Raw genomic sequence first — 26,850 nt, 5'->3', positions numbered from 1 at the left:
TCCGGCATAGGTTCCCGTCACGGGAAAAGCCGAAGGGCGGCCACCCCACAGGGTGACCGCCCTTCAACTCAAGCAACCCGCTTACTGGTTGTACGGACCGTAGTCGTAGTCCTCCAGCGGAACGGCCTGGCCGGAGCCCGTGCCGAACGGCGAGTAGTCGATGTCGTCGTAGCCGACGGCCGAGTACATCGCGGCCTTGGCCTCCTCGGTCGGCTCGACCCGGATGTTGCGGTAGCGGGACAGGCCCGTACCGGCCGGGATGAGCTTACCGATGATGACGTTCTCCTTGAGGCCGATCAGGGAGTCGGACTTGGCGTTGATCGCCGCGTCCGTCAGAACCCTGGTCGTCTCCTGGAAGGACGCCGCCGACAGCCACGACTCGGTGGCCAGCGACGCCTTGGTGATACCCATCAGCTGCGGACGGCCGGAGGCCGGGTGGCCGCCTTCCTGGACCACACGACGGTTCTCGGTCTCGAACTTCGAGCGCTCGACAAGCTCACCGGGCAGCAGCTCGGCGTCGCCGGACTCAATGATCGTCACACGACGGAGCATCTGCCGGATGATGATCTCGATGTGCTTGTCGTGGATCGACACACCCTGCGAGTTGTAGACCCGCTGGACTTCGCCGACCAGGTGGACCTGGACGGCACGCTGACCCAGGATGCGCAGCACGTCGTGCGGGTTGGTGGCACCCACGGTGAGCTTCTGGCCCACCTCGACGTGGTCGCCCTCGCCCACCAGCAGACGGGCACGCTTCGAGATCGGGAACGCCGTCTCGTCGCTGCCGTCGTCGGGGGTGACGACGAGCTTCTTGGTCTTCTCGGTCTCCTCGATCCGCACGCGGCCGGAGGCCTCGGAGATCGGGGCGACACCCTTCGGCGTACGAGCCTCGAAGAGCTCGACGACACGGGGAAGACCCTGGGTGATGTCGTCACCGGCCACACCACCGGTGTGGAAGGTACGCATCGTCAGCTGCGTGCCGGGCTCACCGATGGACTGGGCGGCGATGATGCCGACCGCCTCACCGATGTCGACCAGCTTGCCGGTGGCCAGCGAACGGCCGTAGCACATGGCGCAGGTACCGACGGCGGACTCGCAGGTCAGGACCGAACGGGTCTTGACCTCCTCGATGCCGTACTTGACGAGCTCGTCGATGAGGACGTCGCCCAGGTCGGTGTTGGCCGGGGCCAGCACCTTGCCGTCGACGGTGATGTCCTCGGCCAGCGCACGTGCGTACACGCTGGTCTCGACGTTCTCCGCCTTGCGCAGGACACCGTCGGCGCCCCGCTCGGCGATCTCCAGACGCAGACCGCGGTCGGTGCCGCAGTCCTCCTCACGGATGATCACGTCCTGCGACACGTCGACCAGACGACGGGTGAGGTAACCCGAGTCGGCGGTACGCAGGGCGGTGTCGGCCAGACCCTTACGGGCACCGTGCGTGGAGATGAAGTACTCCAGCACGGACAGGCCCTCACGGAAGGACGCCTTGATGGGACGAGGAATCGTCTCGTTCTTGGCGTTCGACACCAGACCACGCATACCGGCGATCTGACGCATCTGCATCATGTTTCCGCGAGCGCCGGAGTTGACCATCATCGAGACCGGGTTGGTCTTCGGGAAGTTCGCGTTCATCGCCTCGGCAACCTCGTTGGTCGCCTTGGTCCAGATCGCGATGAGCTCCTGCGTGCGCTCGTCCTTGGTGATCAGACCACGCTCGTACTGCTTCTGGACCTTCTCGTCCTGGTCCTCGTAGCCCTTGACGATCGCGCGCTTCGCGTCGGGAACGACGATGTCGGAGATGGCCACGGTGACGCCGGAACGGGTCGCCCAGTAGAAGCCGGCCGCCTTCAGGTTGTCGAGCGTCGCCGCCACGATGACCTTGGGATAGCGCTCGGCGAGGTCGTTGACGATCTCGGAGAGCTGCTTCTTGCCGACCTCGTAGTCGACGAACGGGTAGTCCTCGGGCAGCAGCTCGTTGAAGAGCGCACGGCCCAGCGTGGTGTTCAGGCGGAAGGTGTCACCCTGCTGCCACTCCGGGTCGCCCTCCTCCTGAGCCGGCGGGGTCCAGCCGCGCGGCGGGATGGTGCCCACCGGGAAGCGGATGTCCACGCGCGACTGCAGCGAGAGGTCACCGGCGTCGAACGCCATGATCGCCTCGGCCGAGGAGCCGAAGGACCGGCCCTCGCCCTTGACGTCCCGCAGCTCGCCGTCGGTGGTGAGGAAGAACAGACCGAGGACCATGTCCTGGGTCGGCATCGTCACCGGACGGCCGTCGGCGGGCTTGAGGATGTTGTTCGAGGACAGCATCAGGATGCGGGCCTCGGCCTGCGCCTCCGCGGAGAGCGGCAGGTGCACGGCCATCTGGTCACCGTCGAAGTCCGCGTTGAACGCGGTGCAGACGAGCGGGTGGATCTGGATGGCCTTGCCCTCGACCAGCTGCGGCTCGAAGGCCTGGATGCCGAGGCGGTGCAGGGTGGGAGCACGGTTCAGCAGAACCGGGTGCTCCGCGATGACCTCTTCCAGGACGTCGTACACGACCGTGCGGCCGCGCTCCACCATGCGCTTGGCGCTCTTGATGTTCTGCGCGTGGTTCAGGTCGACCAGGCGCTTCATCACGAACGGCTTGAAGAGCTCCAGCGCCATCGCCTTCGGCAGACCGCACTGGTGCAGCTTCAGCTGCGGACCGACGACGATCACGGAACGCGCGGAGTAGTCCACACGCTTGCCGAGCAGGTTCTGACGGAAACGACCCTGCTTGCCCTTGAGCATGTCGCTCAGGGACTTCAGCGGGCGGTTACCGGGACCGGTGACCGGGCGACCACGACGACCGTTGTCGAAGAGGGCGTCCACGGCCTCCTGGAGCATGCGCTTCTCGTTGTTCACGATGATCTCGGGCGCGCCGAGGTCGAGAAGCCGCTTCAGACGGTTGTTCCGGTTGATCACACGGCGGTACAGGTCGTTCAGGTCGGAGGTCGCGAAGCGGCCACCGTCCAGCTGCACCATCGGGCGAAGGTCCGGCGGGATGACCGGGACGCAGTCGAGAACCATGCCCTTGGGGCTGTTGGAGGTCTGCAGGAAGGCAGACACGACCTTCAGCCGCTTCAGCGCACGGGTCTTCTTCTGGCCCTTGCCGGTACGGATGATCTCGCGGAGGCGCTCGGCCTCCTCGTCCAGGTCGAAGGACTCCAGGCGCTTCTGCAGGGCAGCCGCACCCATGGAGCCGTCGAAGTAGGTCCCGAAGCGGTCACGCAGCTCGCGGTAGAGGAGCTCGTCACCCTCCAGGTCCTGGACCTTGAGGTTCTTGAATCGGGTCCACACCTCGTCGAGACGGTCGATCTCGCGCTGCGAACGGTCACGCAGCTGCTTCATCTCACGCTCGGCACCTTCGCGCACCTTGCGGCGTACGTCGGCCTTGGCGCCCTCGGCCTCGAGCTCGGCCAGGTCGGTCTCGAGCTTCTTGGCGCGGGTCTCGAGGTCGGCGTCGCGCCGGTTCTCGATCTGCTGACGCTCGACGGAGACGTGAGCCTCCAGCGACGGCAGGTCGCGGGTACGACGCTCGTCGTCCACGTACGTGATCATGTACGCGGCGAAGTAGATGACCTTCTCGAGGTCCTTCGGGGCGAGGTCGAGCAGGTAGCCCAGCCGCGACGGAACGCCCTTGAAGTACCAGATGTGGGTGACGGGAGCGGCCAGTTCGATGTGGCCCATCCGCTCACGACGCACCTTGGCGCGAGTGACCTCGACGCCGCAGCGCTCGCAGATGATGCCCTTGAAGCGGACACGCTTGTACTTGCCGCAGTAGCACTCCCAGTCCCGGGTCGGACCGAAGATCTTCTCGCAGAAGAGTCCGTCCTTTTCGGGCTTGAGGGTGCGGTAGTTGATGGTCTCCGGCTTCTTGACCTCACCGTGTGACCACTGACGAATGTCGTCAGCGGTAGCAAGGCCGATCCGCAGCTCGTCGAAGAAGTTGACGTCGAGCACTTGTCGTCAATCCCTCTTTCGGGGTCGATTCTTCACTGGTCTGACTGGGGTCCGGGGTTAGCCGGGGCTCGTTTTCAGGAAGCCCCGGCCAGACCCGTCAGACCTCTTCGACGCTGCTCGGCTCACGCCGGGACAGGTCGATACCGAGCTCCTCCGCGGCGCGGAAGACGTCCTCGTCCGTGTCGCGCATCTCGATGGACATGCCGTCCGAGGACAGCACCTCCACGTTGAGGCAGAGCGACTGCATTTCCTTGATGAGCACCTTGAAGGACTCGGGAATGCCGGGCTCGGGGATGTTCTCGCCCTTGACGATGGCCTCGTAGACCTTCACGCGGCCGGTCACGTCGTCGGACTTGATGGTCAGCAGTTCCTGGAGGGCGTAAGCGGCGCCATAAGCCTCCAGCGCCCACACCTCCATCTCACCGAATCGCTGGCCACCGAACTGGGCCTTACCACCCAGCGGCTGCTGGGTGATCATCGAGTACGGACCGGTCGAGCGGGCGTGGAGCTTGTCGTCGACCAGGTGGTGGAGCTTGAGGATGTACATGTAGCCGACCGAGATCGGCTCCGGGAACGGCTCGCCGGAGCGGCCGTCGAACAGAGGCGCCTTACCGGTGGGGAGCACCATGCGCTCGCCGTCGCGGTTCGGGATGGTGTGCTGCAGCAGACCGGCCAGCTCGTCCTCACGCGCACCGTCGAAGACGGGGGTGGCGACGTTCGTGCCGGGGTCGACCTTGTCGGCCTCGATGGACTGCAGGCGCTGCGCCCAGTCGTCCGCCAGACCGGAGACGTCCCAGCCGCGGCTGGCGAGCCAGCCGAGGTGGATCTCCAGGACCTGTCCCGGGTTCATTCGGGACGGGACACCCAGCGGGTTGAGGATGATGTCGACCGGGGTGCCGTCCTCCAGGAACGGCATGTCCTCGATCGGCAGGATCTTGGAGATGACGCCCTTGTTGCCGTGACGGCCGGCGAGCTTGTCACCGTCGGTGATCTTGCGCTTCTGCGCCACGTACACGCGCACCAGCTGGTTCACACCGGGGGGAAGCTCGTCGCCCTCCTCACGGTCGAAGACGCGGACGCCGATGACCTTGCCGATCTCGCCGTGCGGCACCTTCAGCGAGGTGTCGCGCACCTCGCGCGCCTTCTCACCGAAGATCGCGCGGAGCAGGCGCTCCTCCGGGGTCAGCTCGGTCTCACCCTTGGGCGTGACCTTGCCGACCAGGATGTCGCCGGCGACGACCTCGGCACCGATGCGGATGATGCCGCGCTCGTCGAGGTCGGCCAGGACCTCCTCGGAGACGTTCGGGATGTCCCGGGTGATCTCCTCGGGGCCGAGCTTGGTGTCACGGGCGTCGACCTCGTGCTCCTCGATGTGGATCGAGGAGAGGACGTCGTCCTGGACGAGGCGCTGCGACAGGATGATCGCGTCCTCGTAGTTGTGACCCTCCCACGGCATGAAGGCGACGAGCAGGTTCTTGCCCAGCGCCATCTCGCCTTCCTGGGTGGCCGGACCGTCGGCGAGAACCTGGTTCTCGACGACCCGGTCGCCCTCGTCGACGATCACCTTCTGGTTGACCGAGGTGCCCTGGTTGGAGCGCGAGAACTTGGCGACGCGGTACGTGGTGTACGTGCCGTCGTCGTTGGCGACGGTGATGTAGTCCGCGGACACCTCCTGGACGACACCCGCCTTCTCGGCCTTGATGACGTCACCGGCGTCGACGGCGCAGCGGTACTCCATGCCCGTACCGACGAGGGGGGCCTCGGCGGTGATCAGCGGCACGGCCTGGCGCATCATGTTCGCGCCCATGAGGGCACGGTTGGCGTCGTCGTGCTCCAGGAAGGGGATCATCGCGGTCGCGACGGACACCATCTGGCGCGGGGAGACGTCCATGTAGTCGACGTCGTCACCGGGGACGTAGTCGACCTCTCCGCCACGACGGCGGACCAGGACACGAGCCTCGTCGAAGCGCATGTCGTCATTGAGCGAGGCGTTGGCCTGCGCGATGACGAACCGGTCCTCCTCGTCGGCGGTGAGGTAGTCGACGTCGTCGGTGACCTGACCCTCGACGACCTTGCGGTACGGCGTCTCGACGAAACCGAACGCGTTGATCCGGCCGTAGGAGGCGAGCGAGCCGATCAGGCCGATGTTCGGGCCTTCGGGGGTCTCGATCGGACACATGCGGCCGTAGTGCGAGGGGTGCACGTCACGGACTTCGAAGCCGGCCCGCTCACGGGACAGACCACCCGGGCCGAGCGCGTTGAGACGACGCTTGTGCGTCAGGCCCGACAGCGGGTTGTTCTGGTCCATGAACTGCGACAGCTGGCTGGTGCCGAAGAACTCCTTGATGGAGGCGACGACCGGCCGGATGTTGATCAGGGTCTGCGGCGTGATCGCCTCGACGTCCTGAGTCGTCATCCGCTCGCGGACGACACGCTCCATACGCGCCAGACCCGTACGGACCTGGTTCTGGATGAGCTCGCCGACGTTGCGCAGACGACGGTTGCCGAAGTGGTCGATGTCGTCGGTCTCGACGACGATCGAGGCGCCGTTGGGACCAACGGTCTCGGTCTCACCGGCGTGCAGCTTCACCAGGTACTTGATCGTCTCGATGATGTCTTCGACGGTCAGGATCCCGGCGTCCAGCGGGGCCTCGCTGCCCAGCTTCTTGTTGACCTTGTAACGGCCGACGTTGGCGAGGTCGTAGCGCTTCGGGTTGAAGTAGAGGTTCTCCAGAAGCGTCTGCGCGGCCTCACGGGTCGGGGGCTCGCCCGGACGCAGCTTGCGGTAGATGTCGAGCAGTGCGTCGTCCTGGCCCTGGGTGTGGTCCTTCTCCAGGGTGGCGCGCATGGACTCGTACTCGCCGAACTCCTCGAGGATCTGCTCGGTCGTCCAGCCGAGAGCCTTCAGGAGAACGGTGACGGACTGCTTGCGCTTGCGGTCGATGCGGACACCGACCATGTCGCGCTTGTCGATCTCCATCTCCAGCCAGGCACCCCGGGAGGGGATGACCTTGACCGAGAAGATGTCCTTGTCGGACGTCTTGTCGATGGAGGAGTCGAAGTAGACACCCGGCGAACGGACCAGCTGCGTCACGACGACACGCTCGGTGCCGTTGATGACGAAGGTGCCCTTGTTGGTCATGAGCGGGAAATCGCCCATGAAGACCGTCTGGGACTTGATCTCGCCGGTCTCGTTGTTGGTGAACTCGGCCGTGACGAAGAGCGGGGCGGCGTACGTGAAGTCGCGCTCCTTGCACTCGTCGATCGAGTTCTTGGGAGGCTCGAAGCGGTGGTCGCGGAATGTCAGGGACATCGACCCGGAGAAGTCCTCGATCGGGGAGATCTCCTCGAAGATCTCCTCCAGACCGGACTTGGTGGGGACGTCCTGTCCGCTGTCCAGAGCCGCCTCGACACGAGCCTTCCACGCGTCGTTTCCGAGCAGCCAGTCGAAGCTCTCGGTTTGCAGCGCAAGAAGGTTCGGAACCTCGAGGGGCTCCTTGATCTTTGCAAAAGAGATGCGCAGCGGGGCGGTGCTGGCGCCGTTGTTCGTATTCGCGGAGGCAGTGCGCGAGGCGGCCAAGAGGGGGTCCTTCCGAGGGCTCGGACTCACTACGCGCGTACCGGTCCCAAGCCGGACACCGGGACAGCCGTTTCCTGAATCAGCCAAAAGGCCAGGTCAGGATCGGTTCAATCCACAGTGCTGAAGCGAGGGCATGCCCCTGGTGACGGGCAGGAGGCAGCTAACAGGCAGCGCAAAGGGTCAGTGTAGCCACTAGGCCCACTGATGTCCAGTGCGGGTTTTTGAAGACCCTCGTTGTTCTCAACCCCTGCTGCAAGCCACGCCCTCGATGCACATCGATACTGCCCTCTTCGCCACCGATCCATGCCTCGGATCCGGATCGTTGTGACGACGCGTCCTGAGAATTGCGCGCTGCGTGCGGTTCGTCAAGGCCCCCCATGCCCGAACCGGGTGCTGCCATCGTCACTTGCAACCCGTCTTGCAACCTGTCTTGCTGCCCGTCACAGGGCGGCCGGAGGCACGAACGAAGATCACCATACTCGTAGCGACCGACAGCGCAAGGCAGTCGCCGCACGGCCCCCTCGAACGCCGAAGAGCGACCACCCAGATGGATGATCGCTCTTCGGTGCGTCAGCGTTACAGCCCCTGCGGGAGAGGCTGTGTCGGCTCACTCGAGCCGCCGCCGCGGGGCGCCCACAGGCGCCGCGGCGGACGACTCGTGGTGTTACTTGACCTCGACGGAGGCGCCGGCGCCCTTGAGGGACTCGGCGGCCTTCTCGGCGGCGTCCTTGGCGACCTTCTCGAGGACCGGCTTCGGAGCGCCGTCCACGAGGTCCTTGGCCTCCTTGAGACCCAGGGAGGTCAGCTCACGCACGACCTTGATGACCTGGATCTTCTTGTCGCCGGCACCCGTGAGGATGACGTCGAACTCGTCCTGCTCGGCCTCGGCCTCGGCGGGGGCGGCGGCACCGGCGGGACCGGCAACGGCGACCGCGGCGGCGGCGGTGACGTCGAACTTCTCCTCGAAGGCCTTAACGAACTCGGAGAGCTCGATGAGGGTGAGGGACTCGAACTGCGCGAGCAGCTCTTCCTGGGACAGCTTCGCCATGATGGCGTCCTTCCACTAAATCGGCAGGTGCCGGATGTACTGGTGAGGCGGGCGTACGTTCGGCCCGCTACGACCGTCGCCTCAGGCGGCGGTCAATGCGCGAGCCGAATTACTCGGCACCGCCCTGCTCTTCGAGCTTGACGCGAAGCGCCTCCGCAGTGCGGACGAACTTCGACGGAAGCGCCTGGAAGAGCTGCGCAGCCTGAGTCTGCTTGCCCTTCATGGCACCCGCCAGCTTGGCGAGCAGAACCTCGCGGGACTCGAGGTCCGCAAGCTTCTTGATCTCGTCGGCGGACAGCGCCTTGCCGTCAAGGACACCGCCCTTGATGACGAGGTTGGGGTTGTCCTTGGCGAAGTCACGAAGACCCTTCGCCGACGTCACCGGGTCACCGGAGATGAAGGCAACCGCCGTCGGACCGTTGAACAGGTCGTCGAGCGTCGAGATCCCGGCCTCGTTGGCCGCGATCTTGGTCAGCGTGTTCTTCACCACGGCGTACTGGGCGTCTTCACCGAGCGAACGACGCAGCGTCTTGAGCTGCGCCACGGTGAGACCCCGGTACTCGGTCAGCACAGCGGCGTTCGAGCTGCGGAACTGGTCCGCGAGCTCGGCTACCGCGGCAGCCTTGTCGGGCCTTGCCATAAGCGTGGCCTCCTTCCGGGTGATGAGGACCGCTCAGAAGGAGACTGGGAAAACGAAACGCCCCGGCGCAGGCGCACGGGGCGTGACTCGACCGAACGGATCCGTACGAAGTACAGGACTGCCCGGGAGTTCATCCACAGTCACCTACGCGGGTCGTCCGCAGTTTCAGCGGATCCTTCGGTCACCGCGCCCTCTAGGAGCACACGGCAACGACCAGCGGTCTTTGGCTTCTGTGGAAGGTTACGTGAACGGGTCGCTGTCAAGCAAATCCGTACGTCGGCCGACGTCATACGCCGGCCGACGCCGATGTCAGCTCTCGATGTCGCCCATCATCTCGGCCAGGTCCATGACGTCCTTGGCGGGCGGCGCCTCGACCGTCACGGGCTTGTTGTAGTCGACGAAGGTGATGGTCATGTCGAGCTTGCCCTTGTCGGCGTCACCCTGCATACGGAACTGCTTGGTGCGGTCGTCGCCGTCGATCCACATGTCCATCGTGAGCGCGTCCACGCCCATCTTCTCGTACTGCTCAAGGCTCTTCTCCCGCTGCTCGCGGGTGGCCTTGCTCTCGTCCTTGAGGGACTTGCGGAACTCGTCGAGGGTGACGGTGCCCTTGTAGTGCGTGGTCTCGACGCCGTCGACCTTCTCGGTGCCGACCTTCTTCACGTCCTTGGAGCCGGTGAGGAAGGTGGACTCCTGGGCCGGGTTCTTGTCGGCCGTACCGGCGCCCGGAGCCGCGCCCCCCAGCGCGTCGTCGCCCAGCGTGGACAGGTCGAACTTGATCCAGCTCTTGCCGTCCATCTCCTTGGCGGCCGCGGCGCCGCCGCCTATGTACATCGCCTTGTCGACGAGGCGGATCTCGGCGGTGCCGTCCGCGCCCTGGTCGAGGGCGGTCATCTTCATGCTCATGGCGACGTCGGGCTTCATGCGCATCTGGGCATCGGCCTTGACGCGCCCCTCCTCAGGGGTCCTGCCGGTCATCCGGTAGCTGATGGAGGTGATGTCCTCCGTGTTCTTCGCCGCCTTGGCCACGGCCGCGGCGGGCGTCATCTTCGGCGACTCCTGGCTCGCGCTGTCCTTCGAACAGCCGACGGCACCCCCGGCGAGCACCAGCGCGGCGAGTGCCGCACCGGTCGTCCTACGACGCACGGATCCGCGCACAGAAAACTTCATGGTTCCCCCCAAGGAACAGATGAGCGACTCACAGACAGGGCGCGAGCGTATCCCAGAGGGACTCGGCCAGTCCTCCGAGTTCCTTGAGGCCCATGTGAACAGCCGGGACGCCTGGGACGCCTGGGTGGCGCCCCCACCTGTGTCCCGTACGAGAGCTCTCAAGCCGCCGGCTGAGTCTGCATCAGGTCCTTGAAGTCGGCGGTGTCACCGGCCGGGGGCTCCTCGGTGGAGACCTTCACGCCGTAGTCGCTGTAGAACGCCGTCGAGGACATCGAGCCGGTCGCCAGCTCGCCCTTCTCGACCTTCTTGACCAGCAGATCCTCGTCGTTGACCCATATGTCGATGGTCTCGGTGGTGACTCCGGCCTGTTCCAGCTGGCGCTTCATGTCGGCCAGTTGGTCCGCGGTGAGGTTCGAGCTCTCACCCGCGAGGTCCGCCACGTCGACCGTGCCCGAGTAGTGCGTGGTGTTCTCGCCGCGCACCTTCTCCTCGCCGACCTTCTTGACGTCCCCGGAGGCCAGCAGGAGCTTCACCGACTGGTTCGGCGTGGTGTTCTGCATCTGGTCCTTCATGTACGCGCCCGATCCGCCGGCGAGGTCCGCCAGGTCGTCGTACGCGTACTTGATCCAGTGCTTGCCGCCGGACTGCTCGGCGAACTTGTCGCCCATCTTCGCGTAGTAGGCGTCCGGCAGATAGCGGGCCTCCATGGAGGTGGTGCCCAGCTGGCGCATCTGGTCGGCCATCGTGCCGCCGGTGTACGTGATCGTCAGGGTGCCGGTGAGGCCGTCGGACCAGCCGAGGGCGCCGTCCGCCTCCATGGACATCATCGTGCCCATGGTCGTGGTGGACTCGACCTTGGCGGAGTCGGCCTTGTCGGTGGACTTCTCGACGGAGCGCAGGGCCACGATCGGGTTCGCCTGCGTCTTGGCCTTGCCGGCCGCCTTGTCGCCCCCGCCGGAACTCCCGCCCGAGCCCCCTTCGGAGTCCGAGCCGCTACAGGCCGCGACCCCCGTCAGCGCGGCGGCCATCGCGATCGAGACAGTCGCGCGTCGCACGGCAGTGCTCTTCATTCGTCCCCCTATGCGATTCCTGTGCCTTGCACGCTAGCGCAGGGCACTGACACCCGGTCCGGAAACGGGCATCTGACAAAGAGGGACGGGCCCCGCACCTCGAAAGGTTGCGGGGCCCGTCCTGGAATCGCGTGTGCGACGCGGCTGCCGGTGAGCGTCAGGCTCAGACGGCGGCCGGGTCCTCCTCGACGAGGAGGTTGCGGGTGCGGTTCGGGTCGAGCGGGATGCCGGGGCCGATCGTGGTGCTGATCGCGGCCTTCCGGATGTAGCGACCCTTGGCGGCGGACGGCTTCAGACGGAGGATCTCCTCCAGCGCGGCGCCGTAGTTCTCCACCAGCTGGGTCTCGTCGAACGAGGTCTTGCCGATGATGAAGTGCAGGTTCGAGTGCTTGTCGACGCGGAACTCGATCTTGCCGCCCTTGATCTCGGTCACGGCCTTGGCCACGTCCGGGGTCACGGTGCCGGTCTTCGGGTTCGGCATCAGACCACGCGGGCCGAGGACACGGCCCAGGCGGCCGACCTTGCCCATGAGGTCCGGGGTGGCAACGACGGCGTCGAAGTCCAGACGGCCCTTCGCCACCTCGTCGATGAGTTCGTCGGAGCCGACGATGTCGGCGCCCGCGGCGGTCGCTGCCTCGGCACGGTCACCGGTCGCGAAGACCAGGACCCGGGCGGTCTTACCGGTGCCGTGCGGGAGGTTCACGGTGCCACGGACCATCTGGTCGGCCTTGCGCGGGTCGACACCCAGGCGGAAGGCGACCTCGACGGTGCCGTCGAACTTGCTCGTGGAGGTCTCCTTGGCGAGACGGACGGCCTCGAGCGGGGCGTACTGCTTGTCCCGGTCGATCTTGGCGTCCGCAGCGCGGAGAGACTTGCTGCGCTTGCTCACTACTGCTCCTGTGTGTTCTGAGGAGTCGTGGTGTGGGCCGAGCAGGCCCTGCCACGGTCTTTCCTACGGGGTGGAGGTCAGCCCTCGACCGTGATGCCCATGGAACGGGCGGTGCCGGCGATGATCTTCGACGCGGCGTCCAGGTCGTTGGCGTTCAGGTCGGGCATCTTCGTGGTGGCGATCTCGCGGACCTGCGCCTGGGTGATCTTGGCGACCTTGGTCTTGTGCGGCTCGCCGGAGCCCTTCTCCACGCCCGCGGCCTTGAGGATCATCTTCGCGGCCGGCGGGGTCTTGGTGATGAAGGTGAAGGAGCGGTCTTCGTAGACCGTGATCTCCACCGGGATCACCCAGCCACGCTGCGACTCGGTCGCGGCGTTGTAGGCCTTGCAGAACTCCATGATGTTGACGCCGTGCTGGCCCAGTGCGGGGCCGACCGGCGGCGCCGGGTTGGCCGCACCGGCCTGGATCTGGAGCTTGATGAGCCCCGTGACCTTCTTCTTCTTGGGAGGCATTGCTCTCTCCGGGTCCTAGTGAGAGTTTTCAGCCGCCGATCCGGATCATCCGGACGGAGGCATACCGCACAACGATAACGGGTATCTGTGTGCGGCCAAAAACCGAGCAGGTCAGACAGGCTGTGAAGGCCCGTCTGACCTGGTCGGAGGCGTGTGTTCCGGAAGATCGTCCCGCGAGGGGTCAGTTCTTCTGGATCTGGTCGAAGCTCAGCTCGACCGGGGTCTCGCGGCCGAAGATCTCGACGAGGCCCTTGACCTTCTTCGAGTCGGCGTTGATCTCGTTGATGGTCGCCTGCAGCGTCGCGAACGGGCCGTCGGTGACGGTGACCGAGTCGCCCACCTCGAAGTCCAGCACCTGGACCTCGAGCTTGCGGGACGGAGCCGGCTTGCCCTCGGCCTCGGCGGCCTCGCGGGCGGCCTTCTCCTCGGCCTCTGGGGCGAGCATCTTGACGATCTCGTCCAGCGTCAGCGGGTACGGGTCGTACGCGTTGCCCACGAAGCCGGTGACTCCGGGGGTGTTGCGGACGACGCCCCAGGACTCGTTCGTCAGGTCCATGCGCACCAGCACGTAGCCGGGGAGCTTGTTCTGACGGACGGTCTTGCGCTCGCCGTTCTTGATCTGCGCGACCTCTTCCTGCGGCACCTCGGCCGCGAAGATGAAGTCCTCGACGTTCAGGGAGACGGCACGCTGTTCGAGGTTCGTCTTCACGCGGTTCTCGTAACCCGCGTACGTGTGGATGACGTACCACTCGCCGGGCAGCCTGCGGAGCTCCTCGCGGAGGGCCACGACGGGGTCGACCGGCTCGGCCTCTTCTTCGGGCTCTTCGAGCTTCTCGGCTTCTTCGGCCTCGTCGGAGACGGCCGGCTCGTCGACGTCCACGTCGGCCTCGACGTCCTCACCGGACTCGTCCTCGACGTGCAGGGCAGCCTCTTCGGCGGCCTCGCCGGCCTCGGCGTCGGCAGCCTCGACCTCGTCCTCGACGTCCGCGCCCTCGACGATGTCGAGCTCGTCGTCAACGGACTCGACCGACTCGCCGGCGTCGTTCAGGTTCGGGTCAGACACGGTGGCTGCTTCTTCCTGGATCATGGGGGTGGAACACGCGAAAGCGGGCGCCGGGTACGGCGCCCTTCGCGCTTGGCTCAGCCGAATACGTACTTGGCGGCCTTGTCGAGTCCGAAGTCAATCAGAGTCACCAGACCGATCATGATGACCACGAACACAATCACCACTGTGGTGTACGTCGTCAGCTGATTCCGGGTCGGCCAGACTACCTTGCGGAGTTCCGCGACGATCTGGCGGTAGAAGAGGGCAAGGCGCTTCAGCGGGCCCTTCTTGGCACGCTTACCGCCCTTGCGGCCCTTCTTCTGGGACTCCGGCGCCTCATCCTGGGCATCAGGCATGTCGATGGAGCCCACGGCGTCCGTCACTCGTCCTCACCTGATTCCGGGTCGTGGCCGTGCCGCGCCCGGGTATGAGCCGCACGGCGGTGCAATGCAGTACGTACATGCGCACACATCCTGGCGAAAGGAGTGTGTAGCAGGGCCGGAGGGACTTGAACCCCCAACCGCTGGTTTTGGAGACCAGTGCTCTACCAATTGAGCTACGACCCTTTGTTTCCCCAACAACGTACCGCATCCGCCCGGGTGCTCGGTGTGCACCGGGTGGGCGCGGCCGGTGAAGGCCAACGAGGTGAGAGTGTACGTGGTCGACGGCCGGTCGTCGAACAGAAAGTGTCCGTAAGGACTTTGTCGGCCGGTGCTCAGTCTGTGAAACCCGTGTGCCGGAGAGGTTTCGTGTCTGGAACGATGGGCCCATGAGCGCTGCAACCCCTCCCACCGAGCGCCGGGTCTCCGCCCGGGTCGGTGCGATCTCCGAGTCCGCCACCCTCGCCGTGGACGCCAAGGCCAAGGCCCTCAAGGCCGCAGGACGTCCGGTGATCGGCTTCGGCGCCGGTGAGCCCGACTTCCCGACCCCGGGCTACATCGTCGAGGCCGCCATCGAGGCCTGCAAGAACCCGAAGTACCACCGGTACACGCCGGCCGGCGGCCTTCCCGAGCTGAAGGCTGCGATCGTCGCCAAGACGCTGCGCGATTCCGGCTACGAGGTTGACGCCTCCCAGGTCCTGGTGACCAACGGCGGCAAGCAGGCCATCTACGAGGCGTTCGCCGCGATCCTCGACCCGGGCGACGAGGTCATCGTCCCGGCGCCCTACTGGACGACGTACCCGGAGTCGATCCGTCTCGCCGGCGGTGTCCCGGTCGAGGTCGTCGCGGACGAGACGACCGGCTACCGCGTCTCGGTCGAGCAGCTGGAGGCGGCCCGTACGGAGAAGACGAAGGTCGTCCTCTTCGTGTCGCCGTCCAACCCGACGGGTGCGGTCTACAGCGCCGAGGACACCGAGGCCATCGGCCGCTGGGCCGTCGAGCACGGTCTGTGGGTGCTGACGGACGAGATCTACGAACACCTGGTCTACGGGGACGCGAAGTTCACCTCCCTCCCGGCGGTCCTGCCGGAGCTGCGCGACAAGTGCATCGTGGTCAACGGCGTCGCGAAGACATACGCGATGACCGGCTGGCGTGTCGGGTGGATCATCGGCCCGAAGGACGTGGTGAAGGCCGCGACGAACCTCCAGTCGCACGCCACGTCGAACGTGTCGAACGTCGCCCAGGCCGCCGCCATCGCCGCCGTCTCCGGCGACCTGACGGCCGTCGCCGAGATGCGCGAGGCCTTCGACCGCCGCCGCAAGACCATTGTGCGGATGCTCAACGAGATCGACGGCGTGCTCTGCCCGGAGCCCGAGGGCGCCTTCTACGCGTACCCCTCGGTGAAGGCCCTCATCGGCAAGGAGATCCGCGGCAAGCGCCCGCAGAACTCCGTCGAGCTGGCCGCGCTGATCCTGGAGGAGGCCGAGGTCGCGGTCGTCCCGGGCGAGGCTTTCGGCACGCCGGGCTATCTCCGGCTCTCGTACGCGCTGGGTGACGAGGACCTCGTCGAGGGCGTCTCGCGGATCCAGAAGCTGCTGTCCGAGGCCAAGGACTGAACCTCCTCACCGTGAGTGGGGTAAGAAGCGGGCCGCCTCCCAGGGAGGCGGCCCGCTTCTTCGTGTCCTGGTTCGTGTCTCAGTGCGAGCAAGACCACGTTCAGGGAAAGCGCTACCGATACGGACTCGGCGTACGGCAGGATCCTGGAATGGAGCACGTACGTGAGGTCTCTGAGCTGCCCAAAGCTCATCTGCACCTGCATTTCACCGGGTCGATGCGAATCACCACTCTGCTGGAACTCGCCGACAAGCACGGGATCCACCTTCCCGACGCGCTGACCAGCGGGGAGCCACCGAAACTGCGGGCCACCGACGAGCGCGGCTGGTTCCGCTTCCAGCGGCTGTACGACGCGGCGCGGTCGTGCCTCAGAGATCCCGAGGACATCCAGCGGCTGGTGCGGGAGGCCGCCGAGGAGGACCTCAAGGACGGCTCGGGGTGGCTGGAGATCCAGGTCGACCCGACCTCGTACGCGCCCCGGCTGGGCGGGCTGATCCCGGCGCTGGAGATCATCCTGGACGCCGTGGACTCGGCCGTGCGCGAGACCGGGCTCGGGATGCGGGTCCTGGTGGCCGCGAACCGGATGAAGCATCCGCTGGACGCCCGCACGCTGGCCCGGCTGGCCGTGCGGTACGCGGACCGCGGCATCGTCGGCTTCGGGCTCTCCAACGACGAGCGGCGCGGTATGGCGCGGGACTTCGACCGGGCCTTCGCCATCGCGCGTGAGGGCGGGCTGCTGGCCGCGCCGCACGGCGGCGAACTGACGGGCCCGGCGTCCGTCCGTGACTGCCTGGACGACCTGCACGCCTCGCGGATCGGACACGGGGTGCGGGCGGCCGAGGACCCGTGGCTCCTGAAGCGGCTCGCGGACCGGGGCATCACCTGTGAGGTCTGCCCGGCGTCGAACGTCGCTCTCGGCGTGTACGAAAAGCCGGAGGACGTCCCCCTGCGCACGCTCTTCGAGGCGGGGGTCCCGTTGGCGCTCGGCGCGGACGACCCGCTGCTGTTCGGCTCGCGGCTGGCGGCCCAATACGACATCGCGCGCCAATATCACGCCTTCACGGACGCCGAACTGGCCGAGCTCGCACGGCAGTCGGTACGGGGTTCTGCGGCCCCGCAGGACATCAAGGCGAAGCTGCTGTCCGGGATCGACGACTGGCTGAGCGCCCCGGTCGCCTGAAGTGCGCGTAGGGCGGATACGCCTGGAAGCCGATGTCCAGTTCCGTGTGACGTCCCCGGCTCAGGGGCAGGTGTGTCGTGAGCGAGGTGACCAGCACGTCGTATCCCTTGGCGGCCCTCTTGTGGCGCGGGCCGAAGCCGGCCGCGACCTCCAGCTGGACGGACGCCGAGGCGAAGGTGTCCCGGGCGCCGAAGAGGAACAGTGTCCGGGCGTGCACGGCGGGGCGGATCCGGTCGACGGGGTCCAGGCGCTCCCAGCGTTGCTCCCAGCGCGCCTGCCAGGCCGCGGCGTGGTCCGCGGTGCGCTGTTCGTCGGTGCGGACGGTGCCCGGGGTGCCCCGGGTCAGCCCGCGGCGCAGCGACGGCCACACGGAGGGCCGCAGGCCCAGTGACCGGTGGGCGAGGACGAGGTCGACCGGCACTCCGGGCGCGTACGTCCTGGGCACGCTGTCGCGCAGCGGGACGTGGACGACCGTGTGCCGGGAGTACGCGGCGAACGAGAACAGCGCGGCGAGGCGGGCCAGTCCGTCGTGGTCGCCGACCAGATAGCCCCAGCCCCGCAAGGGGTCGCTGAGCGTGGTGTGGCGCAGCGCGGGGCGCGGCTGGACCACCCGGAACGCGTACCGGCCGGCGCTCGGCCGGAACTCGTCGCCCCTCAGCCGCACAGGAGTTCTCTCATGGCCCCAGGGTGATCGCCGGGCCGGGCGACCGGCAAGCGAAATATCCCGCCGCCGCGCTCGGGGGCGGCGGGCGCACCCCGGGGGGTGCCTCAGAGGCTGACGCCGACCGTCACCGGTTCGTTGACGAGCGTGATCCCGAAGGCGGCGTGGACGCCCGCGACGACCTCGCGGGCGAGCGCGAGGAGGTCCTCCGTGGTGGCCTCGCCGCGGTTGGTGAGGGCCAGGGTGTGCTTGGTGGAGATGCGGGCGGGGCCGGTGCCGTAGCCCTTGGTGAAGCCGGACTTGTCGATCAGCCAGGCCGCGGAGGTCTTGGTGTGCCCGTCGCCCGCCGGGTACGCGGGTGGGAGCACGCCGTCACCCAGGCGCTCCTCCACGCGCGCGTGGAACACGGCGAACTCCTCGTGGGTGAGGATCGGGTTGGTGAAGAACGAGCCGGCCGACCAGGTGTCGTGGTCCTCCGGGTCGAGCACCATGCCCTTGCCGGAGCGCAGCTCCAGGACGGTCTCGCGGGCCTTCTCCAGCGGCACGCGGTCGCCGGGCTCGACACCGAGGGCCCGGGCCGTCTCGGCGTACTTGATCGGCGCGGACAGCCCGGAGGCGTTCTCCAGGTCGAAGCGGACGCGCAGCACGACGAAGCGCTCGGGGTCGGCCTTGAAACGGCTGTGGCGGTACGAGAAGGCGCACTCGGCGTTCGCGACGGTGACCGTCTCACGGGTCCGCCGGTCGTAGGCGATCACTTCGGTGATCGTCGACGACACCTCCTGGCCGTACGCCCCCACGTTCTGGATGGGTGTCGCGCCCGCGGAGCCCGGGATTCCGGCGAGGCACTCGATGCCCGCGAGACCGGCCTCGACGGTGCGGGCGACGGCGTCGGTCCACACCTCGCCTGCGGCCAGCTCCAGCTTCGTACCGTCGAGGGCGAAGCCGCGGGTGGCGATGCGCAGGGCCGTGCCCGCGAAGCCCTTGTCGCCGATGACCAGGTTGGATCCGCCGCCGATCAGCAGCAGCGGCGTGCCGGAGTCGTCGGCCTCGCGGACGGCGGCGATCACCTCGGCGTCGGTCGTGGCGGTGATCAGGCGCGCGGCGGGGCCGCCGAGCCGGAAGGTGGTCAGCGGGGCGAGCGGGGCGTCGTGGAGTTCCAGCACGTGCCCAAGAGTACGAGAACGGCCCCGCCGGTCGGGGCGGGGCCGTTCTCGGGGCCGGGCAGCTGTCCGCGGCGGTGGTCGGTCACAGACGGCGCAATGCTTCCGGCCAGTCGAGCGGGAGGTCGTCCGCCGTGACCGTCCAGGAGACGAACTTCGCGTCCCGCATCTGGGGGCCGAGGCCCCGGGCGGTCGGCGCGTGCGTGCCGGAGCGGGCGAAGGCCTTGAGCGCCGCGGGCGACTCCCAGGCGGACAGGGTCCAGAAGGTCCGCCGCAGCGGGGCCGCCTTGAGCGTGGCGCCGTACGCTCCCGGGGCCCTGCTCACCTGCCGCCAGACGGCCGGTGTCCTGGCGAAGAACTTCAGCGCTCCCCAGCGGGTGCGGGTCTCGAAGCGGGAGGCGAAGACGTGCACCTCGGCGCCCTGCGGCGGCTTGTTCGGCACGGTCCAGGGAAGGGTGGGCATGATCGGACTCCTTTCGGTTTGATTTCCGAACTCTCGTGGGTTCGACATCCGGACCAACCGCGAGCCAACTGCGAGCCGAAGGCGAAGCGAGCGTTTGGATTCCGGACTCGGTGAGGCCCTCAGCGGGAGGCCGTCTCCAGCACCCGCTCGGGCGGGGTCTCCGCGTTCTCGTCCGCCGCCTCCGTCGCACGGCGACGACCGGGGATGAGCAGTGCCGCGACTCCCGCCACGGCCACCGCGGCGGAGCCGACCCAGAGCGCCGGCTGGGTGCCGTCCACGAAGGTCTGTGCGGTTCCGTAGCCGCCCTGGGCGGAGAAGATCGAGGCCATCACCGCGATACCGAGCGCGCCGCCGACCTCGCGCAGCGCGTTGTTGGCGCCGGACGCGATTCCCTGCTCCTGCGGCTTGACGCTGGACATGACCAGGTTGGAGGCGGGGGCGAAGAAGAGGGACATGCCCACGCCGCTGATGATCAGGGCGGGCAACTGTGTGGCGTACGGCGTGTCGGGCGCGATGACGGTGGCGAACCAGCCGAGCCCGACGGCCTGCAGGAACAGACCCGCGGCGACGACCGGGCGGCCGCCGATCCGGTCGGACAGATAGCCGGCGACGGGCGCTATGAGCATCGGCATGCCCGTCCAGGGCAGCATGCGCAGTCCCGCCTCGGTGGGCGAGTAGCCGAGGACTCCCTGCATGTACTGGCTGAGCAGGAAGATCGAGCCGAACATCCCGAGGAACATCAGCAGGCTGGCCGCGTTGATCCCGGCGAAGGCCCGGTTGCGGAAGAGCCGCATCGGCAGCATCGGGTTCTTGGCGTTGATGCCGTGGAGCACGAAGCCGACGAGCAGAGCGGTGCCCGCGAACAGCCCCAGCAGGACGATCCCGTCCGTCCAGCCGACGACGGGCGCCCGGACCAGCCCGTACACGATCCCGAAGAGGCCACCGCTGGCCAGCAGGGTGCCGCGGATGTCGAGCGGGGCGCCGACGCCGAACGACTCCGACAGCCGCAACCGGGCGAGCGGCAGGAGCGCCAGCCCCAGCGGAACGTTCAGCCAGAAGATCCACTGCCAGGAGATGTGCTCGGTGAGGCTGCCGCCGATGAGCGGCCCCGAAGCGACCGCGAGACCGTTGACGGCACCCCAGATCCCGTACGCCATCCCGCGCTTGGCGGCCGGAACGGCGGCGGTGAGCAGGGTCAGCGTCAGCGGCATCATGATGGCGGCGCCGACGCCCTGGACCGCGCGGGCGGCGATCAGCGAGTCGATGCCGGGCGCCATGGCCGCGGCGGCGGACGCGCCGGTGAACACGGTGATGCCGACGAGGAAGAGCCGGCGCCGGCCGAACCGGTCACCCAGGGCCGCGCCGAACATCAGCAGCACGGCGAAGGTGAGCGTGTACGCGCTGACGGTCCATTCCAGATCGGGGAGGTCTCCCCCGAGGTCCTCACGGATCGAGGGCAGGGCGGTGGTGACGACGAGGTTGTCGAGCGCCGCCATGAACCCGGCGACGCTGGTGATGACGAGGGCCCAGACGGCTCCCCCGCGACGTGCGGTCTGCTGTGACATCGCTTCCCCCAGCGGGTGATCGCTGACTTCAATTAGTTATTGCTGACTAACTTTCACGGGCATGAAAGGGCGGCAATCTCCGCCACCCCTGGTTCAGTGTTCGAGCCGACCCTTGGCCCGGGCCGAGGGGTATAGCCCCTCCCAGACCCGGTGGTCGGGCGGGAATCCCATGACCACCAGGCAGTTGACGAGCATTCCGTACGCCATGAAGGTCGTGGTCTCGTCGACATCGGCACCGAGCGGCAGATGGACGGTGTCCCACAGGCGCATCCAGCCCGCCCTCACCGCCTCGCCCAGTTCGTGGTCGCCGGTCTGCTCGGCAGCCGCCACCGCGACGTACATCTGCATCTGCATGAGCAGTTGTTCGGGGTTCTCGGCGATGACCCTGGTGTACGCGTTCGCCATGGAGTGCAGGGCCTCTTCGCCCTCCAGCCCCTTGGAGGCGTCGGCGAAGGTGCGCATGGTCTCCTCCATGCACCGCTCGGCCGCCGCCAGGAAGATCGCCTTCTTGCCCGGGAAGAGGCGGAAGAGGTACGGCTGCGAGACACCCACACGCTTGGCGATCGCCTCGGTGGACGTGCCGTAGTAGCCGCCCCGGGAGAACTCGCTCATCGCCGCGCGGATGACGCTCTCGCGCCTCTCTTCTGCGCTCATCCTGACCATGCGAACAAGTTAGTACTCAATCACTAACTAGGTCAAGGGGTGGGGGCGCGGCGAGGAGAAGACAGGTGGTGCGAGAGGCAAGCAGTAAGGGGCGCCCGCAATGGCGGACGCCCCTTACCTGCGCTTCACGTGCCCCGGACTTGCGCTTCTCGCGCCCCGGCGGGCCCTGCCCCGTCAGGCGAGGCGGACGACCGCGCGGGACATGCCCAGGACCTTCTGGCCCGCGCTCATCGCGACGAGGTCGACGCGGACGGTGTTGTCGTCGAGCTTGGCCGCGACCTTGCCGCTGACCTCGATCGTGGCGCCCTGGTCGTCGTTCGGGACGACGACGGGCTTGGTGAAGCGGACGCCGTACTCGACGACCGCGCCCGGGTCACCGGTCCAGTCGGTGACGACCCGGACCGCCTCGGCCATGGTGAACATGCCGTGCGCGATGACGTCCGGGAGGCCGACCTCCTTGGCGAACTTCTCGTTCCAGTGGATCGGGTTGAAGTCCCCCGAGGCGCCCGCGTACTGCACGAGCGTGGCGCGCGTCACGCCGAAGGTCTGGGCCGGCAGTTCGGTGCCGACCTCGACGTCGTCGTACGAGATCTTCGCCGTCATCTGTTCACGCCCCCTCGGCCGCGCGGGACACGAGCTTGGTCCAGGCGGTCACCACGTGCTCGCCCGCCTCGTCGTGGACCTCGCCGCGGATGTCCAGAATGTCGTTGCCCGCCAGCGACTTGATCGCCTCGATGGTGGAGGTGACCGTGAGCCGGTCGCCCGCACGCACGGGGCGGCGGTAGACGAACTTCTGGTCGCCGTGCACCACACGGCTGTAGTCGAGCCCGAGTTGGGGGTCCTGGACGACCTGTCCCGCGGCCTTGAACGTGATGGTGAACACGAAGGTCGGCGGGGCGATCACATCGGCGTGACCGAGGGCCTTGGCGGCCTCCGGGTCCGTGTACGCGGGGTTGGTGTCGCCCACCGCCTCCGCGAACTCGCGGATCTTCTCCCGGCCGACCTCATAGGGCTCGGTGGGCGGATAGGACCGCCCCACGAAGGACTGGTCGAGCGCCATGGGCCCGGCACCTCCTGGTTCGCAGCTGGGTGTAACGACGCGAGGCCGCCCCCCGACTTCAGGGGACGGCCTCGTGTACGAGCCTGATTTATCGCGTTTCGCGATGCGCGGTGTGCGCATTGCAACGCGGGCAGTGCTTCTTCATCTCCAGTCGGTCCGGGTTGTTACGCCGGTTCTTCTTGGTGATGTAGTTCCGCTCCTTGCACTCCACGCAGGCCAGCGTGATCTTCGGGCGGACGTCGGTGGCAGCCACAGGAGTGCTCCTTGACGAACGGATGGGACGATTAACGCTTATAACGCATAGAAGAGTAGCCGATCGAAGGACCGACCCCACAATCGGCTACTGTCAGTAGCGGTGACCGGACTTGAACCGGTGACACAGCGATTATGAGCCGCTTGCTCTACCGACTGAGCTACACCGCTGTGATGTGATCGGTTCCCGTCTTGCGACGGGAACCTTCCACACCAGAGCCCCAATACGGAATCGAACCGTAGACCTTCTCCTTACCATGGAGACGCTCTACCGACTGAGCTATTGGGGCGAGCGATGAAGACATTACACGCTCCGCCACCGAACGCCCAAATCCGTTTCGCGGCACCTGCCCCGGCCCGTTCCGGGCCGCTCGCGGGGAGTTTCACGCGCCCCTCCGGCACGACGGACCACACCGGTACGACTATTCCGCTCCTCCTCGATGCACGCCGGTCGCCGCCCTAGGCTCGACTCACGCTGCGTGATCTTGTGTCCCTCCTTCGCAGCGGCCGCCGAGCCCCAGGAGCGCGATGCCCGACAGTCAGCCGCAGCAGCCCCACTCCTCCTCGTCCTCGTCGGGCTCCTCGGGTTCGTCCGGCCGGAGCGACGGCTCCGACCTGCTGCTCTGCGGTGCCCGGCTCACCGACGGCCGGACCGTGGACGTAAGGCTGGGCGGCGGGCGCATCGAGGCGGTCGGCACGGCGGGCAGCCTCACCGCGCACAGCGCGCGCGTGGACCTCGCCGGCTATCTGCTCCTGCCGGCCCCGGCCGAGCCCCACGCGCACGGGGACACCGCCCTGTCGGCGGACGGCGACGGACCGGTGTCGTACGAGGCCCAGGAGGTCCAGCGCCGTACGACCGAGGCCGCGTTGCTCCAGCTCGGGCACGGTGCCACCGCCCTGCGCTCGCACGTGCGCGTGGGCGATGTGCAGGGGCTGGGCTCGATGGGCGCGGTGCTCCAGGCGCGGCGCGCGCTGCGGGGGCTGGCCGAGTTGACCGTGGTGGCGATGCCGCGGGTGCTGACCGGGCTCGCCGGGGCCGACGGGCTGGCGATACTGCGGGACGCGGTGAAAATGGGCGCCTCCGTAGTGGGTGGTTGTCCAGATTTGGATCCTGATCCGACGGGATATGTGGAGGCGGTCCTGGAGGTCGCCTCCGAGCACGGCTGCCCGGTCGATCTGCACACGGACGGTGACGACCCTGCGCGGCTCGCACGGCTCGCGGCGATGGCCGGCGGACTGCGGCCCGGGGTGACGCTCGGCCCCTGCGGCGGACTCGGGCGGCTGCCCTCCGAGGTCGCCTCGCGGGCGGCGGACCAACTCGCCGCGGCCGGCGTGAGCGTGATCTGTCTGCCCCAGGGCGGCTGCTCGGGCGTGGACCGCCGCGGAACGGCTCCGGTACGGCTGCTGCGGGCGGCCGGGGTGCGCGTGGCGGCCGGGAGCGGCGCCCTCAGGGACGTGTCGAACCCCGTGGGGCGCGGGGACCCACTGGAGGCGGCGTATCTGCTGGCTTCGCGGTACGGGCTGCGCGCCGGGGACGCCTACGACGCGGTGAGTTCGTCGGCGCGGGCCGCGCTCGGGCTGCCCGAGGTGCGGGTGGAGGCCGGTTTCCCCGCGGAGTTGCTCGCGGTGCGCGGGGACCGGCTCGACGCGGCGTTGTCCCTGGCGTACAGCCGGATCGTGGTGCATCGGGGGCGGGTGGTGGCGCGTACGAGTGCGGTGCGGGAGTACTGCAACTCCGCCGTGACCGTGGCGTTGGACCTGCCTCGACAGGGGAGGACGGGGCGGGCGGAGGAGCCGTCATGAGGCTTCGTGGAGCTTGGGGCGGCCTGAGGCGGGTGCGGCTTTCAGTACGGGCACGTGCGCGTGGAGCCTGTTCGGGCTCCACGCGCGCGTGCTGATGCTTTCGACATCCACCTTCTCGTGGCCATCGGGTCGCCCTTGGCCGTCGGGTTCCGGACAGGCCGTCAGAAGCCGCCCAGCAGGCCCCCGGTGAACGGGCTTCCCGGGCCGCCGAACCCGTCCGCGGGTATCTCGGTGGCACCGGACGGCGCGCTGACGTCGCCCGCCTCACCGAACTTGACCACCAGGGGGAGCCGGGTGCCCTTCGGACCGTCCGCGAGCGCGGCGAGGTCTACGGAGACACGGGTCAAGTCGCCGTTCTTCAGAGAGAAGTTGACGGCGATCTTCTTGTCCGGGGCCTCCTTGAGGTCCTCGTCGGTGGGCAGTTCGGCGCCCGCCGGAAGGTCGTCGGCCAGCGGACGGAGCTTGTCGAGGACACCGGTGAGCAGCTCGCGGAACGAGGCCTTGGCGACGATCCGTTCGACGCCGTCGCTGCCTCCCTCGTTGCTGAAGGTGACCTCGCGGGCGACGACTCCGCGTACGGCCTTGAGGATCTTCTGCTGGGTCTTGGTGTCGATCTCGTCGGGCCCACCGGGCTGGTCGGTCTTGCTGCCCTTGTCGCCCTTCTCAGAGCCAGGAGTGCCCTTCCCGGCCCGGTCGAGTTCGCTGGTGTCGACCTTGACCCACTTTCCCTCAATGACCTTCTTGAGCTCCTTCTCGCTCTCGGGGAGTTCGTCGGCCGACGGCAGCGGGAAGCCCATGGCCTCACCGAGCGCCTTCATGTCCGCGCGGTAGTACGTGAAGTCGCCGACGAGGCGGTATTCGGCCAGAACGCCATCGGGCCCCGAGATCGTCACGCCCGTACCGACGAGATCCTTCTCACCCGAGTCGGCGAGCGGTTTCCTCGACTCGACGGACACCTTGATCCGCACTCCGGTGAACAGTTCGGCGAGCTCGGGCGGCAACTCCTCGCCGGGCTCCGCCTCTTTGGCCAGTTCCGTGAGGGCGGAGGGCTTGGCGTCGAGCCCCAACTCGAAGGCCAGCGACTTCTTTTCGCCGAGCCCTTCGAAGGCGCGGTCGACCTTCTGACCGGCGGTGAGGTTCTCGACCGTGCCGCAGGCGGCCGCGCCGGCGAGCAGCGCCGTGGTGCAGGCGGCCGCGGTGAGGGTCTTGCGCAGGGCAGGGCGGTGGCGCGTGGCAGTGCTCATGCGCATCGCGCGGCTCTCGCGTGTGGTGGTGATGACGGTCTCCTTCATGACGCCGTGCGGCGTCACCCCTCGTACACAGTGATCGTTCATGAGACCCACGAGTTATCCACAGGGTTGTGCGGCGAGTGGGGTCGTCCGGGCGTACGGTCGGAAACATGCGCATTGTCATTGCTGGAGGTCATGGTCAGATCGCGCTGCGGTTGGAGCGGCTGCTCTCCGCGCGCGGTGACGAGGTGGCGGGGATCATCCGCCGCGCCGAGCAGGGCGAGGATCTGCGGGCGGCCGGCGCCGAGCCGGTCCTGTGCGATCTGGAGTCCGCTTCGGTGGAGGAGGTCGCCACGCACCTGGAGGGCGCGGACGCCGCCGTCTTCGCGGCGGGCGCGGGCCCGGGCAGCGGGGTGGACCGCAAGAACACTGTGGACCGGGGCGCGGCCGTGCTCTTCGCGGACGCGGCCGCCCGGGCCGGAGTGCGTCGGCACGTGGTCGTTTCGTCGATGGGCGCGGATCCGGAGCACCCCGGGGACGACGTCTTCGACGCGTATCTGCGCGCCAAGGGCGAGGCCGACGCGTACGTACGCGCTCACCGGGGCCTGGACTGGACGATCCTGCGTCCCGGGATGCTGACGAGCGACGCCGGCACCGGTCTCGTACGCCTGGAGGCCGCCACGGGACGCGGCCCCATCCCGCGCGACGACGTCGCGGCGGTCCTCGCGGAACTGGTGGACACTCCGGCGACGGCCGGGCTGACGCTGGAGCTGATCAGCGGGTCGGCGCCGGTGTCCGTGGCGGTGAAGTCGGTGGCCGGGAACTGACCGTGAGCACGCACGCGGGCGTGGGGCGGTGATCGGCCACCCCCGCCCCACGAGCGCG

At 67.9% G+C, this 26,850-nt stretch carries 23 protein-coding genes and 3 tRNA genes; 4 read left to right on the top strand and 22 right to left on the bottom strand.

Annotated elements, in window-relative coordinates; genetic code table 11:
• Window positions 1-81: 81 nt before the first annotated feature.
• The 11 genes from JEQ17_RS27815 to JEQ17_RS27765 all read right to left on the bottom strand — a co-directional run bounded on the left by JEQ17_RS27815 (window position 82) and on the right by JEQ17_RS27765 (window position 14,501).
• Window positions 82-3,981, bottom strand: coding sequence for a DNA-directed RNA polymerase subunit beta' (locus tag JEQ17_RS27815; RefSeq protein WP_200397743.1), 3,900 nt, complete (start codon window positions 3,979-3,981; stop codon window positions 82-84).
• Between the two features lie 97 nt (window positions 3,982-4,078).
• Window positions 4,079-7,561 (bottom strand): DNA-directed RNA polymerase subunit beta, encoded by a 3,483-nt coding sequence (gene rpoB, locus JEQ17_RS27810; RefSeq protein ID WP_200397742.1) that lies wholly within the window; start codon window positions 7,559-7,561, stop codon window positions 4,079-4,081.
• Window positions 7,562-8,225: 664 nt separating this feature from the next.
• Window positions 8,226-8,609: a 50S ribosomal protein L7/L12 gene (rplL, locus tag JEQ17_RS27805; RefSeq protein WP_143642864.1), complete on the bottom strand. Its 384-nt coding sequence runs from the start codon at window positions 8,607-8,609 to the stop codon at window positions 8,226-8,228.
• Window positions 8,610-8,718: 109 nt separating this feature from the next.
• A complete protein-coding gene (gene rplJ / locus JEQ17_RS27800; RefSeq protein ID WP_055610505.1) occupies window positions 8,719-9,249 on the bottom strand; it encodes a 50S ribosomal protein L10 in 531 nt (176 codons plus the stop codon).
• A gap of 309 nt (window positions 9,250-9,558) precedes the next feature.
• On the bottom strand, window positions 9,559-10,419 hold the full coding sequence (locus JEQ17_RS27795) for a DUF1396 domain-containing protein (RefSeq protein ID WP_200397741.1): 861 nt from the start codon (window positions 10,417-10,419) through the stop codon (window positions 9,559-9,561).
• 158 nt (window positions 10,420-10,577) lie between these two features.
• Entirely contained in the window at window positions 10,578-11,489 is a 912-nt protein-coding gene (locus JEQ17_RS27790) for a hypothetical protein (RefSeq protein WP_200397740.1), read from the bottom strand.
• A gap of 163 nt (window positions 11,490-11,652) precedes the next feature.
• Window positions 11,653-12,378 carry a 50S ribosomal protein L1 gene (rplA, locus tag JEQ17_RS27785; RefSeq protein WP_143642867.1) on the bottom strand — a complete coding sequence of 242 codons (726 nt, stop codon included), beginning with the start codon at window positions 12,376-12,378 and terminating at the stop codon, window positions 11,653-11,655.
• A gap of 77 nt (window positions 12,379-12,455) precedes the next feature.
• Window positions 12,456-12,890 (bottom strand): 50S ribosomal protein L11, encoded by a 435-nt coding sequence (gene rplK / locus JEQ17_RS27780; protein WP_030359033.1) that lies wholly within the window; start codon window positions 12,888-12,890, stop codon window positions 12,456-12,458.
• A 181-nt stretch (window positions 12,891-13,071) separates the two neighbouring features.
• Window positions 13,072-13,953, bottom strand: a complete 882-nt coding sequence (gene nusG, locus JEQ17_RS27775; RefSeq protein WP_200397739.1) for a transcription termination/antitermination protein NusG — start codon at window positions 13,951-13,953, stop codon at window positions 13,072-13,074.
• A 77-nt stretch (window positions 13,954-14,030) separates the two neighbouring features.
• Complete coding sequence (gene secE, locus JEQ17_RS27770; protein ID WP_055517385.1) at window positions 14,031-14,318, bottom strand: preprotein translocase subunit SecE; 288 nt, start codon at window positions 14,316-14,318, stop codon at window positions 14,031-14,033.
• Between the two features lie 110 nt (window positions 14,319-14,428).
• Window positions 14,429-14,501 (bottom strand) — tRNA-Trp (locus JEQ17_RS27765).
• Window positions 14,502-14,704: 203 nt separating this feature from the next.
• On the opposite strand from JEQ17_RS27765, the gene JEQ17_RS27760 reads away from it, so the two are divergent.
• Both JEQ17_RS27760 and JEQ17_RS27755 read left to right on the top strand, forming a co-directional pair.
• Window positions 14,705-15,931, top strand: coding sequence for a pyridoxal phosphate-dependent aminotransferase (locus tag JEQ17_RS27760; protein WP_200397738.1), 1,227 nt, complete (start codon window positions 14,705-14,707; stop codon window positions 15,929-15,931).
• Window positions 15,932-16,080: 149 nt separating this feature from the next.
• Complete coding sequence (locus tag JEQ17_RS27755; protein WP_200397737.1) at window positions 16,081-17,109, top strand: adenosine deaminase; 1,029 nt, start codon at window positions 16,081-16,083, stop codon at window positions 17,107-17,109.
• Here JEQ17_RS27755 and JEQ17_RS27750 read toward each other — a convergent pair.
• From JEQ17_RS27750 to JEQ17_RS27705, 10 genes are all read right to left on the bottom strand, one after another.
• Window positions 17,054-17,773: a hypothetical protein gene (locus JEQ17_RS27750; protein ID WP_200397736.1), complete on the bottom strand. Its 720-nt coding sequence runs from the start codon at window positions 17,771-17,773 to the stop codon at window positions 17,054-17,056. The genes JEQ17_RS27755 and JEQ17_RS27750 overlap by 56 nt on opposite strands.
• A gap of 104 nt (window positions 17,774-17,877) precedes the next feature.
• Window positions 17,878-18,933, bottom strand: coding sequence for a UDP-N-acetylmuramate dehydrogenase (locus tag JEQ17_RS27745; protein WP_200397735.1), 1,056 nt, complete (start codon window positions 18,931-18,933; stop codon window positions 17,878-17,880).
• Between the two features lie 82 nt (window positions 18,934-19,015).
• Entirely contained in the window at window positions 19,016-19,393 is a 378-nt protein-coding gene (locus JEQ17_RS27740) for a DUF3291 domain-containing protein (protein WP_200397734.1), read from the bottom strand.
• A gap of 119 nt (window positions 19,394-19,512) precedes the next feature.
• Window positions 19,513-20,958, bottom strand: coding sequence for an MFS transporter (locus tag JEQ17_RS27735; protein ID WP_200397733.1), 1,446 nt, complete (start codon window positions 20,956-20,958; stop codon window positions 19,513-19,515).
• A 93-nt stretch (window positions 20,959-21,051) separates the two neighbouring features.
• Window positions 21,052-21,621: a TetR/AcrR family transcriptional regulator gene (locus tag JEQ17_RS27730; protein ID WP_200397732.1), complete on the bottom strand. Its 570-nt coding sequence runs from the start codon at window positions 21,619-21,621 to the stop codon at window positions 21,052-21,054.
• 174 nt (window positions 21,622-21,795) lie between these two features.
• Window positions 21,796-22,224: a MaoC family dehydratase gene (locus JEQ17_RS27725; RefSeq protein WP_200397731.1), complete on the bottom strand. Its 429-nt coding sequence runs from the start codon at window positions 22,222-22,224 to the stop codon at window positions 21,796-21,798.
• 4 nt (window positions 22,225-22,228) lie between these two features.
• Window positions 22,229-22,681, bottom strand: a complete 453-nt coding sequence (locus JEQ17_RS27720; RefSeq protein WP_200397730.1) for a MaoC family dehydratase N-terminal domain-containing protein — start codon at window positions 22,679-22,681, stop codon at window positions 22,229-22,231.
• 88 nt (window positions 22,682-22,769) lie between these two features.
• Window positions 22,770-22,934, bottom strand: a complete 165-nt coding sequence (gene rpmG / locus JEQ17_RS27715; RefSeq protein WP_003948671.1) for a 50S ribosomal protein L33 — start codon at window positions 22,932-22,934, stop codon at window positions 22,770-22,772.
• Window positions 22,935-23,031: 97 nt separating this feature from the next.
• Window positions 23,032-23,104 (bottom strand) — tRNA-Met (locus JEQ17_RS27710).
• Between the two features lie 46 nt (window positions 23,105-23,150).
• Window positions 23,151-23,223, bottom strand: a tRNA-Thr gene (locus JEQ17_RS27705).
• A gap of 238 nt (window positions 23,224-23,461) precedes the next feature.
• Here JEQ17_RS27705 and JEQ17_RS27700 point away from each other — a divergent pair.
• The gene (locus tag JEQ17_RS27700) at window positions 23,462-24,736 is read left to right on the top strand and encodes an amidohydrolase family protein (RefSeq protein WP_200397729.1); all 1,275 of its coding nucleotides are present in this window, start codon (window positions 23,462-23,464) and stop codon (window positions 24,734-24,736) included.
• A 161-nt stretch (window positions 24,737-24,897) separates the two neighbouring features.
• Here JEQ17_RS27700 and JEQ17_RS27695 read toward each other — a convergent pair whose 3' ends face one another.
• Window positions 24,898-26,070, bottom strand: coding sequence for a hypothetical protein (locus JEQ17_RS27695; RefSeq protein WP_234048392.1), 1,173 nt, complete (start codon window positions 26,068-26,070; stop codon window positions 24,898-24,900).
• Window positions 26,071-26,135: 65 nt separating this feature from the next.
• Here JEQ17_RS27695 and JEQ17_RS27690 point away from each other — a divergent pair, with 65 nt between their 5' ends.
• On the top strand, window positions 26,136-26,792 hold the full coding sequence (locus JEQ17_RS27690) for an NAD(P)H-binding protein (protein WP_200397728.1): 657 nt from the start codon (window positions 26,136-26,138) through the stop codon (window positions 26,790-26,792).
• Window positions 26,793-26,850 lie beyond the last annotated feature (58 nt).

The organism is Streptomyces liliifuscus, from assembly GCF_016598615.1.
Classification (GTDB): Bacteria; Actinomycetota; Actinomycetes; order Streptomycetales; family Streptomycetaceae; genus Streptomyces; species Streptomyces liliifuscus.
Note: the sequence above shows the minus strand (reverse complement) of the source record. Positions and strands in the feature narration are given on the sequence as shown.

Bases quoted from the DNA above. Each gene is read 5' to 3' on its own strand.
- JEQ17_RS27790 (WP_200397740.1), bottom strand. From the start codon at position 11,489: ATGAAGAGCACTGCCGTGCGACGCGCGACTGTCTCGATCGCGATGGCC.
- JEQ17_RS27795 (WP_200397741.1), bottom strand. From the start codon at position 10,419: ATGAAGTTTTCTGTGCGCGGATCCGTGCGTCGTAGGACGACCGGTGCG.
- JEQ17_RS27755 (WP_200397737.1), top strand. From the start codon at position 16,081: ATGGAGCACGTACGTGAGGTCTCTGAGCTGCCCAAAGCTCATCTGCAC.
- JEQ17_RS27700 (WP_200397729.1), top strand. From the start codon at position 23,462: ATGCCCGACAGTCAGCCGCAGCAGCCCCACTCCTCCTCGTCCTCGTCG.
- JEQ17_RS27740 (WP_200397734.1), bottom strand. From the start codon at position 19,393: ATGCCCACCCTTCCCTGGACCGTGCCGAACAAGCCGCCGCAGGGCGCC.
- rplJ (WP_055610505.1), bottom strand. From the start codon at position 9,249: ATGGCAAGGCCCGACAAGGCTGCCGCGGTAGCCGAGCTCGCGGACCAG.
- JEQ17_RS27695 (WP_234048392.1), bottom strand. From the start codon at position 26,070: ATGAACGATCACTGTGTACGAGGGGTGACGCCGCACGGCGTCATGAAG.
- JEQ17_RS27720 (WP_200397730.1), bottom strand. From the start codon at position 22,681: ATGGCGCTCGACCAGTCCTTCGTGGGGCGGTCCTATCCGCCCACCGAG.
- rplL (WP_143642864.1), bottom strand. From the start codon at position 8,609: ATGGCGAAGCTGTCCCAGGAAGAGCTGCTCGCGCAGTTCGAGTCCCTC.
- JEQ17_RS27735 (WP_200397733.1), bottom strand. From the start codon at position 20,958: ATGTCACAGCAGACCGCACGTCGCGGGGGAGCCGTCTGGGCCCTCGTC.
- JEQ17_RS27730 (WP_200397732.1), bottom strand. From the start codon at position 21,621: ATGGTCAGGATGAGCGCAGAAGAGAGGCGCGAGAGCGTCATCCGCGCG.
- rplK (WP_030359033.1), bottom strand. From the start codon at position 12,890: ATGCCTCCCAAGAAGAAGAAGGTCACGGGGCTCATCAAGCTCCAGATC.
- JEQ17_RS27725 (WP_200397731.1), bottom strand. From the start codon at position 22,224: ATGACGGCGAAGATCTCGTACGACGACGTCGAGGTCGGCACCGAACTG.
- JEQ17_RS27690 (WP_200397728.1), top strand. From the start codon at position 26,136: ATGCGCATTGTCATTGCTGGAGGTCATGGTCAGATCGCGCTGCGGTTG.
- JEQ17_RS27760 (WP_200397738.1), top strand. From the start codon at position 14,705: ATGAGCGCTGCAACCCCTCCCACCGAGCGCCGGGTCTCCGCCCGGGTC.